Consider the following 16,046-nt stretch of genomic DNA (forward strand, 5'->3'; position numbering starts at 1 on the left):
ATACTTGAAATTCTTGTAAAATTATGTTATTTTGGATACAAAAATAGCATCGCATATTTTATTACACAAAATGGACGTGAAAAAGTCGTTATTTGATAACCTACAAAATTTCTTCGGGTTTGATAATTTCAAGGGTGATCAGGAGTCGATCATTACAAATATTTTAGAAGGCAATAACACGTTTGTTATTATGCCAACAGGCGGTGGGAAGTCTATTTGCTATCAGTTGCCCGCTTTAATGAGCGAGGGGACGGCAATTGTTATTTCTCCGTTAATCGCATTGATGAAAAACCAGGTAGACCAGTTAAGAGCTTTTGGTGGGAATGACAGTATTGCTCATTTTCTTAATTCATCCCTAAACAAATCTGAAATTACCCAAGTTAAATCTGATCTTCTAAGCGGTCAGACTAAATTATTGTACGTTGCGCCCGAATCTCTGGCGAAACAGGACAATATTGAATTTTTAAATCTGATTAAAATTTCTTTCGTTGCCGTTGATGAAGCGCATTGTATATCTGAATGGGGGCATGATTTCAGACCGGAATACCGCAAGATTAAACAGGTTATTGCAGGATTAGGAAATAACATTCCAATTATTGCATTAACAGCAACTGCTACCCCAAAAGTGCAGCAGGATATTATGAAGAATCTTGGGATGACGGAAGCTACGTTATTTAAGTCTTCATTTAACAGACCCAATTTATTCTATGAAATCCGTCCCAAAAGAGACATTACTAAGGAAATCATTAAATATATTAAGTCTAATCCGGGTAAATCTGGCATTATTTACTGCTTAAGCCGTAAAAAAGTAGAGGAGGTTGCTGAAGCATTAAACCTCAACGGAATTAGTGCCTTACCTTATCATGCTGGTTTGGATCCAAAGGTGAGGGCCGATACACAGGATAGGTTTTTGATGGAAGATGCTGAAGTGATTGTGGCAACCATTGCATTCGGTATGGGGATTGATAAACCAGATGTGCGCTTTGTTATTCACCATGATGTACCAAAAAGTATGGAAGGCTATTACCAGGAAACAGGTAGGGCCGGCCGCGATGGTGGTGAGGGGGTGTGCATTGCTTTCTACGCCCAAAAGGATGTAGATAAGCTCGCCAAATTTATGAAGGATAAACCGGTTTCGGAACGCGAAATTGGCACACAGATATTAAAAGAAGTGATTGATTATGCCGAGTCAGGCGTTTGCCGACGTAAGCAGATCCTGCATTACTTCGGTGAGAATTTTAATGAAACTGGATGTAATTGTATGTGTGACAATTGCAAAAAGCCAAAAAAACAATTTGATGCTGAAAGTCAATTGTTAATCCTTTTGAAATTCATCGAAAAATCGGGCGAAAAATTTGATGACGCACACCTGTTGAACGTATTTCTGGGTTTAGAAACCGCTCAGACCATTGCATACGAACATAGTAAGATTCCTGAATTTGGAATAGGCAAGGAAGAAGGCGAGCTGATGTGGAAATCGATTATCCGCCAGGCCGTTTTAAACAATTACTTATTTAAAGACATTGATAACTACGGATTATTAAAATTAACGAAGCAGGGGAGAGATTTTATTGTCAATCCTTACAGTTTGAAATTCATATTAAATGAACCGATAGAATCGGGTGTTGATGACGATGATGATGATGTAAAACAAGGCACAGGTGCTTTAGATGCCCATCTTTTATCGCTGCTTAAAGATCAGCGCAAGAAAATCGCAAAACAGAAAAATGTTCCCCCGTTTGTTGTTTTTCAAGATCCATCTTTAGAGGAAATGTGCACACATTACCCGATTACGATGGAAGAGCTTCGCCAGATTTCGGGTGTAGGTTCGGGTAAGGCGATGAAATTCGGAACACCATTTATTGAACTGATCAAAAAATATGTTGAAGATAACGATATTGAACGTCCGATCGATCTGATTATAAAAACCCAGGCCAATAAATCGCAGATGAAGGTTTCGATTATCCAAAATATTGATAGACAGATTGGTTTAGAGGATATTGCCGATTCAAAAGGCATTACTTACGAAGAAATCCTGAAAGAAGTGGAGTCTATCGTTAATTCGGGCACTAAACTCAATCTGAATTATTTCATCGATGAAGTGATTGATGATGATCGTCAGGACGAAGTTTTCGATTACTTCAGAGCAGCTGAAAGCGATTCAATAGATGAAGCCCTTAACGAATTAGGCGAAACCGATTACACCCGCGAAGAAATTCAACTGATGCGGATTAAATTCATGTCAGAACTAGGAAACTAAAAATTAGATGTGAGACGGGAGAAGTTAGATTTGAGACCAACTCATCTCTCACATCTCACCTCTCACATCTCACATCTCAAAAATGATAAACTATTTAGATAAAATAAAAAATACAGATTCAGGAAATTTCTTTTTAATGGCTGGTCCATGCGCTATTGAAGGCGAGGACATTGCCATGAGGATTGCTGAAAAGATTATTACGATTACTGATAAACTTCAAATTCCATACATCTTTAAAGGTTCTTACCGGAAAGCGAACCGAAGTAAGGGCAGCTCTTTTACCGGTATTGGCGATGAAAAAGCTTTACGTATTTTAGAACGCATTGGCAGAGAATTTGGTGTACCTACAGTTACCGATATCCACGAAAGCGGCGAGGCTGCAATGGCTGCAGCTTACGTAGATGTATTGCAGATCCCTGCATTTTTATGTCGCCAAACAGACTTATTAATCGCAGCTGCCGAAACCGGAAAAGTGGTGAACGTTAAAAAGGGCCAGTTTCTTTCTGCGGGATCAATGAAATTTGCGGTGGAAAAAGTAAAAGAAGCAGGGAATAACAAAGTAATTCTAACGGATAGAGGCAACACTTTCGGTTATCAGGACTTAATTGTTGATTATCGGGGTTTACCAGAAATGCAGGGTTTCGGCGTGCCGGTAGTGATGGATTGTACGCATTCTTTGCAACAGCCCAATCAGAGCAGTGGTGTTACCGGAGGTAAGCCTGAACTCATCTTAACTATTGCTAAAGCAGCCATTGCAGTAGGCGCTGATGGTTTATTTATCGAAACGCATCCTGATCCGGCTAATGCAAAATCAGACGGCGCAAACATGCTGCATTTAGATCTGTTGGAGGAAACTTTGACCAAACTGATCAGAATCAGACAAGCCATTCTATAATCTTGAATAACCCGAAAGTATTTCTTACCGCAGAATGGCGGAAATTAGCATTGGTACAATATGCTGTGGATCAAGAAATACTTTCGAAATATCTTCCGCCAAATACAGAATTAGACGATTGGCAGGGTAAGTACTATGTGAGTTTAGTCGGATTTATGTTTGTTGATGTTAAACTGTTAGGCTTTAATATCCCATTTCATACAAACTTTGAAGAAGTTAACCTAAGGTTTTATGTAAAATTTAAAGATGGTAATGTCTGGAAAAGAGGGGTGGTCTTTATTAAAGAATTTGTACCCAAACCTGCCATCACTTTTGTAGCCAATACCATTTATAAAGAGAATTACCAAACCTTCCCAATGAAACATTTTTGGGTTGAAGAAGAAGATCAAATCGAGGTAGATTATCTTTGGAAGAATAAAAACTGGCATAATTTTTCCGTAACCGCTTCTTCAAAAGCAGCAGAAATCCGGGTAGGCAGTGAAGAAGAATTTATTACCGAGCATTATTGGGGTTACACCAAAATAGGAAATAATAAAACTTCTGAATATGGTGTGGAACATCCCCGTTGGGAAGTTTACCCTGTAAAGGATTATAAAATCAACGTTGATTTTGGGATAAATTATGGAGATGATTTCACTTTCCTCAACAATGCCATTCCCAATTCTGTAATGCTGGCAGAAGGCTCAGAAATCAGGGTGTTAAAAGGAAAAAAGTTTTAATTTATAAACTAAATCGTCCTCTCGACCGTAGCGGAAAGATCTGAATAATATATATTCTTTATTTCCCTTCATCCAATAGCTATCGGATGCAGTGAAGAATTCTGATCAATTGCGATCGTATTAAGCTCCATTCGCTGGAATGACGGCCGTCAGATTCATAACAGTATAACGAGAGCCGGATTATATCCGATGATAATCTCCGCGCCAATTTTTAATTGCTTTTTTAATCTCATCAGGAGATAACTTTTCGGAAACTGCTCTATCTGTTAAGGCCAAATACTCTTCATCACCAGCAAAACGTAAGGCCAAAATCTGGCCCATTCTCAGTTCGTCTGGAAATGCTTTACCCGCAAGCATGTAATAACGTAATTTTTCTTCTGCCCTTGCGGCTCTGTCCTGTGCTTTAAGTGCAAACATCCTTGCCATTACAGCTATAATAGCAATCAGGAAAAATGCAAGTACAAGTAAGCCAGTAATAATTGTGGGTATTGCAATACACGAATAAATGGCAAAACCCAATCCTAAAACCGCCAATGGTATGGTAAAAAAATGGAAGGGCGGATAAAATCTTTTATGGTTTCCGTAATGTTGAGACATTTTGAGTTTTTTAAGTAATACTTTATATGTTTATAATTTTGTAATCACAAATGATGTCCTTCGGTTGTTTTTCCTACCCGATTCCGTTTTATTATCAGCAATAGGTTTACTTGGTCCAAAGCCCTTGAAATTAAGTCTTTTAGCATCAATACTGTTTTTGATCAGGTATTCGTAAACGGCCTTGGCACGGTTAAAAGATAATTTTTCATTCAGCTGATCATCGCCAACATTATCGGTATGGCCTTGAATTTCTATCTGAACGCTTTGATTTTGATGTAAAAAATCGATGAGTAGATCCAATTCACGGATAGAGGCTGGTAAAAGATTAAACTTATTGGTATCAAAAAATATATTCCTTAGCGTAACATTACCGCCCTGTTTTATTTTTTCAATGTACACCTCAATCTGATAAGGCTTATTGATATCTCCGGCTTTAAGTTCGAAGTTTTCTGAATAAAACATGTACCCCTCTGCATTTACGTTAAATAAATAATTGCTTCCAACAGGCATTACCGCTAAAAACTGACCGGTTTCCGGATCGGTATAATCATCAAACACCGTTTTATTGGTTTTCAGATCAACTAACTGAACATTGCTTTCTATCGTTTTTTTAGTGTCCTTATCTTTTACAATACCCTTTACATAACTTATTTTCAAAGGCTTAGCTTGCTCTGGGATACCAAAACTATAAATATCCTGTAAACCAAAGCCACCCTTTAAGTTTGACGAAAACAGACCAAAATTCCCATCGGCACTAACCACCAAACCGCTTTCATCTTCAAAAGAATTAATCGGATAGCCTATATTGACCGGCTTTTGCCATTTGCCATCATCCCCCTGTCTGCTATAATAAATATCCTTATTTCCAAAGCCAGGCCAGCCGTCGGAAGAAAAATATAAAGTTTTACCATCAGCATGCAAAAAAGGGGTATTCTCGTCAAAAGCCGTGTTGATTTCGGGTCCAAGGTTAATAGCAGGACCCCATTTCGCATCATCGGTAATGGTACTTCTCCAGATATCATAACCTCCCGATCCGCCTGGTCTGTTGCTGATAAAATACAAAGTTCTTCCATCAGGACTGATGGCCGGCTGCGACTCCCAATATTCTGAATTAACGGGTTTACCCACATTGTAGGGTTCGCCCCAATCTTTCCCTTCACGGTGTGAAACATAAATATCACATCTTCCCAAGCCATCTGGTCGGTTACAACCCGTAAAAAACAGGTATTTACCGTCTGGAGAGATCGTTTGAGCACCTTCGTTGTATTGGGCCGTATTGATTTTATTTGATAAGGGTGTTGCGGCCGCCCACGAGTTATTTTTGAACTGAGAGGTCCAGAAATCCTCATTTCCATTAACCTGACGGGTAAAAACCAATGTTTCACCATCGGCAGTTAGCGCAGGGAAATATTCCGCATCTGTTGTATTTACACCACCGCCTAAATTGGTCGGACTATATTTTACAGGTTTTTTTATTGCTACTGAAGCGAAATCACAATCTAAAAGATATTTTTTTGCTTTCTTAGCCCGATCTGAAGAGGAATCTAAAGCCAGAAATTCCACAAAATGCTGTTTTGCCTTTACATAATCCTGTGTAGCAAATTCCATTTCAGCCAGGCCATAAATTACTTCAGGAGTGACGGATTTATTGATCAATATTGCTTTTTCATAAGCGGCTTTGGCTTCCGGATATTTCTTTAGTGCTTTTTGAACGGCAGCAAGTGTAATATAAGCACCCTGAAACAATGGATCGGCATCGACAGCACTTTTTAAAGCTTGTTCGGCAGAAACATAATCCAGCTTCTGGATTAACGGACCAGTTTTTTCGAAAAAAACCTGTGCTTTTTTATTCGATGAACTTTGCCCAAAACAATAAATGCCCAGTATGCTAAAGATGAGGACGAGACGGAATTTCATTACATTAACATTTGGTTATAAAGCTAATGTATTGTTTTTAAGGAATATTTAAAAATTTGTGTGTTTGTAAAGAAATTTCCCATTTCGGATTAGCCATTACATATTCTATGATTAAAGGCGTAATTTCTTTCGATTTAGACCACTCAGGCTGAAGATATAACTTACAGGAGGGAGATACCATGGCGGCATATTCTTCTGCCCACTTGAAATCGCTCTTATTAAAAACAATCACCTTTAATTCGTGCGCGAAAGGTGTAATGTCTGGTCTCGGTGCTTTAAACTTCTTTGGCGATAAACAGATCCAGTCCCAGTTTCCTGATAGCGGATAAGCACCTGATGTTTCGATAAAGGTTAGTATACCTCTCTCTTTTAACTTATTGGTGAGGTAATCAAGGTTGTAAATCAATGGCTCACCACCGGTAATCACAACTGCCTTTCCGGGAAATTTATCAGCATTTTCTACAATAACATCTGAGGCCGTTAGCGGATGCATTTCTGCATCCCAGCTTTCTTTAACATCGCACCAGTGGCAACCCACGTCGCAGCCCCCTAAACGGATAAAATAAGCTGCTTTACCTGTATTAAATCCTTCGCCCTGTATGGTATAAAATTCTTCCATCAAGGGAAGTAATGTGCCGTCTTCTGGTATGTCTTGTTTCATTTTTGAGGATGCAAATATCCTAAAAAATATGGTGAAAGCAGTTCCTCTTCTGAAATTTAATGTAAAGATGAAATAAGAGTGATATTTATTTGCTGTATTTTAGCAGCATGAAGTGGTTCAAGGCACTAAATAACAATCAAATTCCCCGTCCTGATACAATTAAGACCATTGAGGTGGCTGGGAAACAAATTTGTTTGATCAACAATGAGGATAAAATTATAGCAACCCAATCACATTGCCCACACGCTGGCGGTCATTTTAGTGGCGGCTGGTGCAAAAATGGGAATCTTGTTTGCCCAATCCATCGCTACGAATACAGTTTAACTACTGGAAGAGGCGCAGAGGGTCAGGGCGATTATATTAATATTTACCCAACCGAATTACGTGAGGATGGATTGTACATCGGTTTTGAAGAAAGTTGGTGGAGTAAATTATGGGGGTAATTGTTCATTGCTAAACAAATTTCCTTATAAGGTCAATTGAGCAAAACGGCAACCCTTTTCAGATTAACAAAAAAGCGATTCAATTTCTTGAGCCGCTTTTCATATTTTTTTAGACTATCTATCTGACTTTCAACCTTCCACCTTTAAGAATAAATCTCTTTTCTGGCAGAGGCCAATGTGTTTTTCAATAAACCCACAATGGTCATCAAACCTACGCCACCTGGAACAGGCGTAATGTAAGAGGCTTTAGGCGCTACATTTTCAAAGTCTACATCACCATATAACTTAAAGCCCGATTTGGTTTCGGTAGAAGTTTCGCGGTTAATGCCTACATCAATGATAATGGCACCAGGTTTCACCATATCGGCTGTAACAAAATTCTTTTTACCGATTGCTGCAATCACAATATCAGCCTGAAGGATTTGCTCTTTTAAATCTTTTGTCCTTGAATGTGTAAGCGTTACGGTGCAGTTGCCTGGATTGGCATTACGGGCCATTAAGATACTCATCGGGCTACCTACAATGTTACTGCGGCCTACCACAACACAGTGCATTCCTGTGGTGTCAATACCGTATTCCTGCAACATTAATAATATGCCATAAGGTGTTGCGGGAATAAAGCAAGGTAGGTTACGCATCATCCTGCCTAAATTTACAGGGTGGAAACCGTCTACATCTTTACGATGATCGATCTTTTCGGTCACTTTCTCCGGGTCGATATGTTTTGGCAATGGCAATTGAACAATTAATCCATCTACATCATCATCCTGATTGATCTCTTCAATTTTTGCCAATAATTCTGCCTCGGTTACCGAGTTATCATAGCGGTGAAGTGAAGATTTGAAACCAACTTTTTCGCAGTTTTTCATCTTACTGGCCACATAGGTTTCGCTACCACCATCATTCCCTACTAAAATGGCCACTAAGTGGGGTTTGCGTCCACTTTTGTTCAAAAATTCGGCAGCTTCTTCTGCAATTTGAACTTTAACTTTTTCTGATACGTATTTACCGTCTAATAACTTCATTTTTATGAGATGTGAGATACCAGATATTAGGTTTGAGATTAGACGCTTCGTCTCATGTCTCAAATCTAATATCTCAAATCTGATTCTAATCTAATTTCAAAACCGCCATAAATGCACTTTGCGGAATTTCTACGTTTCCAACCTGGCGCATGCGTTTTTTACCTTTTTTCTGTTTCTCCAATAACTTCCGCTTACGGGAAATATCACCACCATAACACTTAGCCGTTACATCTTTACGTAAGGCACTCAATGTTTCGCGGGCAATCACTTTAGCGCCAATAGAAGCTTGTATTTTAATCTCGAACTGTTGACGGGGGATTAACTCTCTTAATTTCTCGCAAATTTTCTTTCCGAAATCGTAAGCATTACTGCGGTGGATCAAAGATGATAATGCATCAACCGGCTCTTCATTTATTAACATATCCAGACGAACCAAATCCGATTTACGGTAACCGATCTGATGATAATCGAAAGATGCATAGCCTTTTGAAATCGTTTTCAGTTTATCATAAAAATCGAATACAATTTCGCCCATTGGCATTTCGAAAATCAACTCAACTCTGTCAGATGTTAAGTATGATTGATTTACAATTGTTCCTCTTTTCTGAATACAAAGTGACATTACCGGGCCAACAAAATCGGCTTTGGTAATAATGTTCGCTTTAATAAATGGTTCTTCAACAGAATCCAGTTTACTTGGGTCAGGTAAGTCAGATGGGTTATTTACAAAAATTTCAACGCCTTTGGTCGTATGCGCAATGTATGACACGTTGGGAACGGTAGTGATTACCGTCATGTCGAATTCACGTTCTAAACGTTCCTGAATAATTTCCATGTGCAGCATGCCCAGGAATCCGCAACGGAAACCAAAGCCTAATGCCGCGGAACTCTCAGGTTCGAAAACAATAGAAGCATCATTCAGTTGCAACTTGTGCATCGCCTCACGCAATTCTTCAAACTCATCGGTATCAACCGGGTAAATACCAGCGAAAACCATTGGTTTAACCTCTTCAAATCCCTGAATTGCCTCTAACGATGGTCTTGCGGTAGTCGTAATCGTATCACCAACTTTTACTTCCCTGGCTTCTTTAATGCCAGAAATAATGTAACCCACATCCCCGGTTTTAACCACACTGCGTGGCGCCATATCCAGTTTCAAAATACCAACCTCATCAGCCAGATATTCTTTTCCGGTATTGATAAATTTTACTTTATCACCTTTTTTGATTTCGCCGTTTACAACTTTATAATAAGCAATAATCCCACGGAAGGAGTTAAAAACAGAATCGAAAATCAAAGCCTGTAATGGTGCTTCCGGATCGCCAACCGGAGCTGGAACACGGTCAACAATGGCCTGGATAATATCTGGGATCCCCAATCCGGTTTTACCCGAGGCAGGAATAATATCTTCTCTTTTACATCCGATTAAATCAATAATCTGGTCTTTCACTTCCTCAGGCATTGCCCCAGGTAAATCCATTTTATTTAAAATCGGGATAATTTCAAGGTCGTGCTCTAATGCTAAATACAAGTTAGAAATCGTCTGTGCCTGAATACCTTGCGAAGCATCTACAATAAGTAGTGCACCCTCGCAGGCCGCAATAGAACGCGAAACTTCGTAAGAAAAATCGACGTGACCAGGTGTATCAATCAGGTTGAAATTGTATTCAATATCACCCACTTTATAGTTCATTTGTATGGCATGACTTTTAATCGTAATGCCTCTCTCACGCTCTAAATCCATGTTATCGAGCAACTGTGCCTGCGCTTCACGCTTAGAAATTGTCTCGGTGTATTCTAATAACCTATCAGCCAAAGTACTTTTACCATGGTCGATATGTGCAATAATGCAAAAATTACGTATATGCTTCATCTTTGCGCAAAGATATGTTTTTTAAGGTAATTTTTAATCTAGAAAATATCGTTGCCAGACAGATTAATCTGAAAAGCAAATACAGTCGTTTTTCGGTTACTATAGACCTGCATTTCACTGTATATTTTGGTAAATATCATCCTGGACTTGTTGAAAGATTCAACCAAAATGATGTCGTTCCAACCCCTCATTTGATTAGAGACAGTAATGCTATTGATACTTTAGCAAACAAGATGCATTAAAAAGTAACAAATCTCTTGTCACGAAATCTAAACCAGAATTAAACTAAAGATCTTGCTTAGCTTAACCAACATCAATAAGAAATACGGAAGTCATGAAGTGTTAAACTTTGTCGAATGGAAAGTCGATGATGGAATCCATTGGCTAAAAGGAGGTAATGGGACGGGTAAATCGACCTTATTCAGGATTATTTCAGGCCAGATCCCGTTTAAAGGAGAAGTGGAACTCAATGGAATAAACCTTAAAAAAGAACCGATAAAATTCAGATCTAAAATCAGTTTTGCTGAAGCGGAACCACAATATCCCTTATTTATAACTGGGCAGGAGTTGATCGATTTCTATCTGGAAACACGAAAAGCAAAAAGGGAGCAAGCCGAAGAACTTACAGCTTATTTCGATATGACGGCCTTTATTGATCAGAAAGTTGGGGAGTATTCGAGCGGAATGCTTAAAAAGCTTTCTTTGATCTGCGCTTTTATAGGCAGCCCCAATTTATATATTTTAGATGAGCCGTTGATTACCATCGACATAGCTTCGGCAGATAAACTGTATCAATTAATCACGGAAAAAGTGAAAGAGGGAAAGAGCTTTCTTTTATCGTCGCACCAGGAAGTAAATGCGGATAAACTAAAGTTAGATCGTTTATTTCAGATCGTTGGTAAACAAATCATTCAGCGATAATGCTCAGGTTATTGATCAATAGTTTAGCTAAAGAATTTTACCAGCAACATGCGGGCTTTTTTCTGGTAGGCATCTATATTTTATTCGGCGTGGTGGAGCCTTCACAACTAATCGGATACCAGAAGGCTTTATTGTTGGCAGGTATTTCATCGCCGGTTGGGATGGCCATAGTATTTTCATCATGGCTTTTATACAGCCTGAAAGTTCATTTCTTTATTAAACAAAAATTATCACTGGCAAAGTATTCCTTTATTAAAGAATCGGCCGCTTTAAAAAAGAATTTGCAGTTAAAATTGTGGTTAGAGTTATATTTTATCCTGCTCTTGCCAATAGTTGTTTATGTTTTCCTACTCATCGCTTTAAGCCTCAGCTACCGCTTTTTTATCAGCATCATTGGTATCCTAACTGTTTTTTCAATACTGATTTTAGGTTTATCCTGGCTTACTTACCAATCGGTAACGTTGGGCTTTTTGAAACAGGAAAAGCAATCCGTCAATGTTGGGGTAAATATTAGGAAACCTTTCTTTAGCTGGCCGCTATTTCATTTATTCAAAGAACAACCGCTAATGCTGTTCATGTGTAAGCTGTTATCTTTTGTTTTCTTTAAAGGAATGATGTGGATGTTTGCCGATATTGGCGATGATGTCCGGGTAATACTGGTTGCTTTATTGGCATCTATTTTATGCCATGCAGTTTTGGTTTTTACAATATTAAAGTTCGAAACGGATTACCTCAGTTTCAGCAAAAGCCTTCAGATATCCATCTATAAAAGAATATTCAACTGGTTATTGGTTTTCGTCATTGTATTAATCCCCGAATGGATATTTTTGTTTTCAGTGGCTCAGTTCGAATTACTTCCGATCACAAATGGATTTATTTTCGCCTTATCAGGATTATTCTTCCTTTTGAACTTATTGCATATGGTTCGGTTAAATATGGATAACTATCTAAAGTGGCTGCTGTTTTTCTTTTTTATTGCCATGTGGTCTATCCTCGCACATCATTATTTCTTATTCAGTGGGCTATTGTTGGGCAGTTGTATGTTATATTATGTGTTCATGTTTAATAAAGCCGATTTGAAAGGAATAGGGGAATAAGAATTTTAACCACAGATGTCTCTATAACTGATGCAGATTTTTCATCTGTGGTTAAATCCTGTTAATGGGTCAATTTAAACCATCGTTTTCTTCCATTTACCTTTCTTAAACAAAATGTAGGCTGCTATCGCAATTCCCGCTTCAGCAGTTGGAATGGCAATAAAAACACCTGTAGGTCCCATTTCTAAAAACTTGGCTAAAAAATAAGCTAGTGGTATCTGAAATAACCAAAAGGCAAAAACATTAATTTTTGTAGGTGTCCAGGTATCGCCTGCACCATTAAATGCACTGCTAAAAACCATTGCAGCACCATAAATCACAAAACCCAAACTCAAAATTTTCAAGGCTCTGCTTGCAATAGCGATTACTTTTTCATCTGCAGTGAAAAATGCGGCAAATAAATGTCCGCAGGTAAGAAAAAGCACGCTTACTACCGCCATAAAAATCAGGATGTATTTTAAGGTTTGGAAAACTGATTTTTCAGCCCGATCTATATGTCCAGCGCCTAAATTCTGACCAACCAGGGTAGCGGCAGCATTGCTTAATCCCCATGCTGGTAACATGAAAAACATCATTAAGCGTAACGCGGTTTGATAACCTGCCGATCCTGTGTCTCCGCCTGTGGTGGCAACCAATTCAGCCAAAAACACCCAGCTGCAGCTTGCAATTACGAACTGGAAAATAGCTGGTGCTGCGATTTTAACAATCGCCTTAATCTGGGTGAAATCCGGGATAAAATGACTGATGCGTATCTTCAATGCATTTTTCCCACTGAACAGATTATAAACCTGATAGCTAACACCTAAACCACGTCCGATGGTAGTGGCGATTGCTGCACCCGTTAAACCAAATGCCGGTATCGGGCCAAAACCATTGATAAAAATAGGGCAGAGGATGATGTTTGCAATATTGGCAATCCATAAACTGCGCATCGCGATTGCCGCGTTACCCGCACCTCTAAAAATTCCGTTGATTAAGAATAAAAGCACAATAATGATACTTCCACCCATCATAATACGAACAAATGTGGTACCATGGTCTGCGGTTTCTGTTGAGGCGCCCATTAATAATAGAATGTCTCTCGCATAGATTAGTCCTGCGATGCTAATCAAAACATTAACAGCAACAGCAATTACAATGGTTTGCATTCCTGCTTTTGATGCGGCTTCCGGATTTTTCTCGCCGATTCTCCGGGCAACTACTGCAGTAGCGGCCATACTTAATCCAATGGCTAAAGAATATATAATGGTTAAAACCGATTCTGTTAAACCAACGGTTTGTATGGCATGACTACTGTTTTCTAAATGACCTACAAAATATAGATCGACTAACGCAAACACCGATTCCATAGCCATTTCCAGCATCATCGGAATGGCCAATAAAATAATTGCGCGTTTAATACTTATTGAAGTTAAATCAACTTCGTTACCTTTTAAAGACTGGATCAGGATATCGAAAAAAGACGATAGTTTCCCCTGCGCCTTTGTAGACTGTGACATAAAATATAAATAAAAAGTAATGTATAAACCAATCATACGCAGTTAAGCGTACATACCTAAAATTGAAATGGAGGTGAATCCTCGGTTGTTTTAGAACCTCAAACGGATTGCAGATACTATCATGGCTCTGGTCTTTTTGATGACGCAAATATAGTTAAAATTTTGAATTGTCAAATTTTGATGACTAATTTTCAGGAAATTGATTAACTTTTTTGCTAAGGAAATAAAGAAGTCAATGATTTATGACCTTATTGGTCTTGTGTGATCCATAAACGTGTGTATCATCTTTTATACACTATAGGCCTTAATCATTTCTTCGGTAACTTTTGTTCCGCGACTGGTGGCTAAATCAATTAATACATAATCAAAAACCCCATCTGATGCCACTTTTCCTGTCTTTTGATTGATGATTTCGAACTGAACGGAACAACCTTTATCATTCATCGTTAAGATTCCCGTTCTGATCAACATCAAGTCGTTCATCAACAGGGGGCGTTTAAAATTTATGTCTACATGGCTCACCACCCAACCCAAACCTTGTTTTGTGAAATGCTCCCATGGCATGCCATAGAACCTTTCCATTTGTTCGTATCGAGCAGCCAATACATAATCTAAATATTTGCTATTATGTACATGGTTAAACATATCGATATCATCAGGACGGACGCGCAATTCGCTTTCGAAAATGCTATATTGATTCTTTTCCAAGGTTAAAATGTTTTAGGCAAAAGTATGCAATTGTATATTTTTATTGCTCTTTTTTCGTATTTTTGATGAAATGGGAAAACTCAAATTATATGATATCAATACTCCACGCGAAACAATTGTGGAGGAACGTGATGCTGTTTATTTGAGCCGCACCCCTGAGCAACGCTTTTTTGGTGTTTTGCAACTCAACCACATTTCAGTTACCATGAATGGTGGCCGGCCTTTGAAATCTCCACAGGGCAAAGGGCTTGTAATACGCAAGCCAGCCATATAATTTGCTTTATGTCTTTTGATAAAGAAAATCCTGAAATGCTCTTGTTATTAGAAACATTTGAGCAGTTTAATGTTAATTATCTGATTGTTGGAGGTTTCGCTGTTAACCGATATGGTTATAACCGTACTACCGGCGATTTAGATATTTATTTAAAGGATACTAAAGAAAACAGGCAGAATTTGATTTACGCTCTTGATAAAATGGGATATGGCAGATATGATATGTTATTGGATGTGCCCATTATTGCAGGTTATTGCGAAGTTTTAATGGATGACGGTATGTATGCAGATCTGATGACGGATATTCCCGGCCTAGATAAACAAAAGTTTGATGAGTATTTCCAAATGGCTACAGTTGATGAAATAAGCGGTATTAAGGCAAGGTTTCTGCATTATAATCACCTTTTAGATAATAAACGGGCTACCAACAGGCTTAAAGATCAGCTGGATGTTTTAGAATTGGAACGCATTAATAAGAAAAACTAGGTCTCTTGTACTGCATTAAGTTCTCTAAACCTGACTTAGCGGAAATCCTTTTAAAATGTGCATCAACCCTAAATAAGCTGTCGTTCTGAGGTACGAAGAATCTGCAGCCGATGAAACTGATCCTTCGTGCTCAAAATGACAGGCGTTTTTAAAAGATTGTAGCGAGGGCAGGAGGGCAGCAACCGATTAAAACTGAACTTTGCTTTACCCTTAAATCTGCCCAAAAGTGGTTTTGATTTACCAATTAAGAAATACTTGTTTATAATTAAAAATACCCTTATCTTTGCGCCACAATTAATTAATTTTTTATTGCTTTAATATTATTCAAGAATGTATTTAAGTCCAGAAAAGAAAGCCGTAATCTTTAAACAACACGGAGAAGTAGAAACCAACACGGGTTCTGCAGAAGGTCAGGTAGCGTTATTTACATACCGTATTGCGCACTTAACAGAACACTTAAAGAAAAACCGTAAAGATTTTTCAACTCAGTTGTCACTTCAAAAATTGGTAGGTAAACGCCGTGGTATTTTGGCTTACCTATACAAAAAAGATATTGAGCGCTATCGTGCTATCATCAAAGCTTTATCGCTTCGTGATATCATCAAACAAAAGTAAGCGCAAGTTTATCATTGAAAGCCATTCTTTAGGGAATGGCTTTTTAATTCCCTGTTA

Annotated in this window: 16 protein-coding genes; 9 read left to right on the forward strand and 7 right to left on the reverse strand. The window is 38.4% G+C overall.

Going from position 1 to position 16,046, the window contains the following annotated elements; genetic code table 11:
* Nucleotides 1–70: 70 nt before the first annotated feature.
* The 3 genes from recQ (at nucleotide 71) to AC04Q1_RS01605 (ending at nucleotide 3,874) form a co-directional block, all read left to right on the forward strand.
* A complete protein-coding gene (gene recQ, locus AC04Q1_RS01595) occupies nucleotides 71–2,260 on the forward strand; it encodes a DNA helicase RecQ (protein ID WP_478361873.1) in 2,190 nt (729 codons plus the stop codon).
* Nucleotides 2,261–2,342: 82 nt separating this feature from the next.
* Nucleotides 2,343–3,155, forward strand: a complete 813-nt coding sequence (kdsA, locus tag AC04Q1_RS01600; RefSeq protein WP_478361180.1) for a 3-deoxy-8-phosphooctulonate synthase — start codon at nucleotides 2,343–2,345, stop codon at nucleotides 3,153–3,155.
* Nucleotides 3,156–3,157: 2 nt separating this feature from the next.
* Nucleotides 3,158–3,874 (forward strand): YqjF family protein, encoded by a 717-nt coding sequence (locus AC04Q1_RS01605; protein ID WP_478361182.1) that lies wholly within the window; start codon nucleotides 3,158–3,160, stop codon nucleotides 3,872–3,874.
* Between the two features lie 180 nt (nucleotides 3,875–4,054).
* On the opposite strand, the gene AC04Q1_RS01610 is transcribed toward AC04Q1_RS01605, so the two are convergent.
* The 3 genes from AC04Q1_RS01610 to AC04Q1_RS01620 are packed head-to-tail and all read right to left on the reverse strand — an operon-like array spanning nucleotide 4,055 to nucleotide 7,049.
* Nucleotides 4,055–4,471 carry a DUF6526 family protein gene (locus AC04Q1_RS01610; protein ID WP_478361184.1) on the reverse strand — a complete coding sequence of 139 codons (417 nt, stop codon included), beginning with the start codon at nucleotides 4,469–4,471 and terminating at the stop codon, nucleotides 4,055–4,057.
* Between the two features lie 30 nt (nucleotides 4,472–4,501).
* Nucleotides 4,502–6,388 (reverse strand): OmpA family protein, encoded by a 1,887-nt coding sequence (locus AC04Q1_RS01615; protein WP_478361186.1) that lies wholly within the window; start codon nucleotides 6,386–6,388, stop codon nucleotides 4,502–4,504.
* 37 nt (nucleotides 6,389–6,425) lie between these two features.
* On the reverse strand, nucleotides 6,426–7,049 hold the full coding sequence (locus tag AC04Q1_RS01620; RefSeq protein ID WP_478361188.1) for a 7-carboxy-7-deazaguanine synthase QueE: 624 nt from the start codon (nucleotides 7,047–7,049) through the stop codon (nucleotides 6,426–6,428).
* A gap of 107 nt (nucleotides 7,050–7,156) precedes the next feature.
* On the opposite strand from AC04Q1_RS01620, the gene AC04Q1_RS01625 reads away from it, so the two are divergent.
* The gene (locus AC04Q1_RS01625) at nucleotides 7,157–7,492 is read left to right on the forward strand and encodes a Rieske (2Fe-2S) protein (protein ID WP_478361190.1); all 336 of its coding nucleotides are present in this window, start codon (nucleotides 7,157–7,159) and stop codon (nucleotides 7,490–7,492) included.
* A gap of 143 nt (nucleotides 7,493–7,635) precedes the next feature.
* On the opposite strand, the gene AC04Q1_RS01630 is transcribed toward AC04Q1_RS01625, so the two are convergent.
* Entirely contained in the window at nucleotides 7,636–8,517 is an 882-nt protein-coding gene (locus AC04Q1_RS01630) for a bifunctional 5,10-methylenetetrahydrofolate dehydrogenase/5,10-methenyltetrahydrofolate cyclohydrolase (RefSeq protein ID WP_478361192.1), read from the reverse strand.
* 85 nt (nucleotides 8,518–8,602) lie between these two features.
* On the reverse strand, nucleotides 8,603–10,390 hold the full coding sequence (gene lepA / locus AC04Q1_RS01635; protein WP_478361194.1) for a translation elongation factor 4: 1,788 nt from the start codon (nucleotides 10,388–10,390) through the stop codon (nucleotides 8,603–8,605).
* Between the two features lie 294 nt (nucleotides 10,391–10,684).
* Here lepA and AC04Q1_RS01640 point away from each other — a divergent pair, with 294 nt between their 5' ends.
* Nucleotides 10,685–11,311 (forward strand): ATP-binding cassette domain-containing protein, encoded by a 627-nt coding sequence (locus tag AC04Q1_RS01640; protein WP_478361196.1) that lies wholly within the window; start codon nucleotides 10,685–10,687, stop codon nucleotides 11,309–11,311.
* Nucleotides 11,311–12,408, forward strand: a complete 1,098-nt coding sequence (locus AC04Q1_RS01645) for a hypothetical protein (protein ID WP_478361198.1) — start codon at nucleotides 11,311–11,313, stop codon at nucleotides 12,406–12,408. Before AC04Q1_RS01640 ends, AC04Q1_RS01645 begins: the two co-directional genes overlap by 1 nt.
* Before the next feature lie 74 nt (nucleotides 12,409–12,482).
* Here AC04Q1_RS01645 and AC04Q1_RS01650 read toward each other — a convergent pair whose 3' ends face one another.
* Together AC04Q1_RS01650 and AC04Q1_RS01655 are read right to left on the reverse strand one after the other, a co-directional pair.
* Nucleotides 12,483–13,907, reverse strand: coding sequence for an MATE family efflux transporter (locus AC04Q1_RS01650; protein WP_478361200.1), 1,425 nt, complete (start codon nucleotides 13,905–13,907; stop codon nucleotides 12,483–12,485).
* Nucleotides 13,908–14,195: 288 nt separating this feature from the next.
* Nucleotides 14,196–14,615, reverse strand: coding sequence for an acyl-CoA thioesterase (locus AC04Q1_RS01655; protein ID WP_478361202.1), 420 nt, complete (start codon nucleotides 14,613–14,615; stop codon nucleotides 14,196–14,198).
* A 70-nt stretch (nucleotides 14,616–14,685) separates the two neighbouring features.
* Between AC04Q1_RS01655 and AC04Q1_RS01660 the strand changes: the two genes are divergently transcribed.
* The 3 genes from AC04Q1_RS01660 to rpsO all read left to right on the forward strand — a co-directional run bounded on the left by AC04Q1_RS01660 (nucleotide 14,686) and on the right by rpsO (nucleotide 15,989).
* On the forward strand, nucleotides 14,686–14,889 hold the full coding sequence (locus AC04Q1_RS01660) for a hypothetical protein (protein ID WP_478361204.1): 204 nt from the start codon (nucleotides 14,686–14,688) through the stop codon (nucleotides 14,887–14,889).
* A gap of 8 nt (nucleotides 14,890–14,897) precedes the next feature.
* Nucleotides 14,898–15,374, forward strand: a complete 477-nt coding sequence (locus tag AC04Q1_RS01665) for a hypothetical protein (RefSeq protein WP_478361206.1) — start codon at nucleotides 14,898–14,900, stop codon at nucleotides 15,372–15,374.
* 330 nt (nucleotides 15,375–15,704) lie between these two features.
* Nucleotides 15,705–15,989: a 30S ribosomal protein S15 gene (gene rpsO / locus AC04Q1_RS01670; RefSeq protein ID WP_116249811.1), complete on the forward strand. Its 285-nt coding sequence runs from the start codon at nucleotides 15,705–15,707 to the stop codon at nucleotides 15,987–15,989.
* Nucleotides 15,990–16,046 lie beyond the last annotated feature (57 nt).

Source organism: Pedobacter humicola, assembly GCF_056490705.1.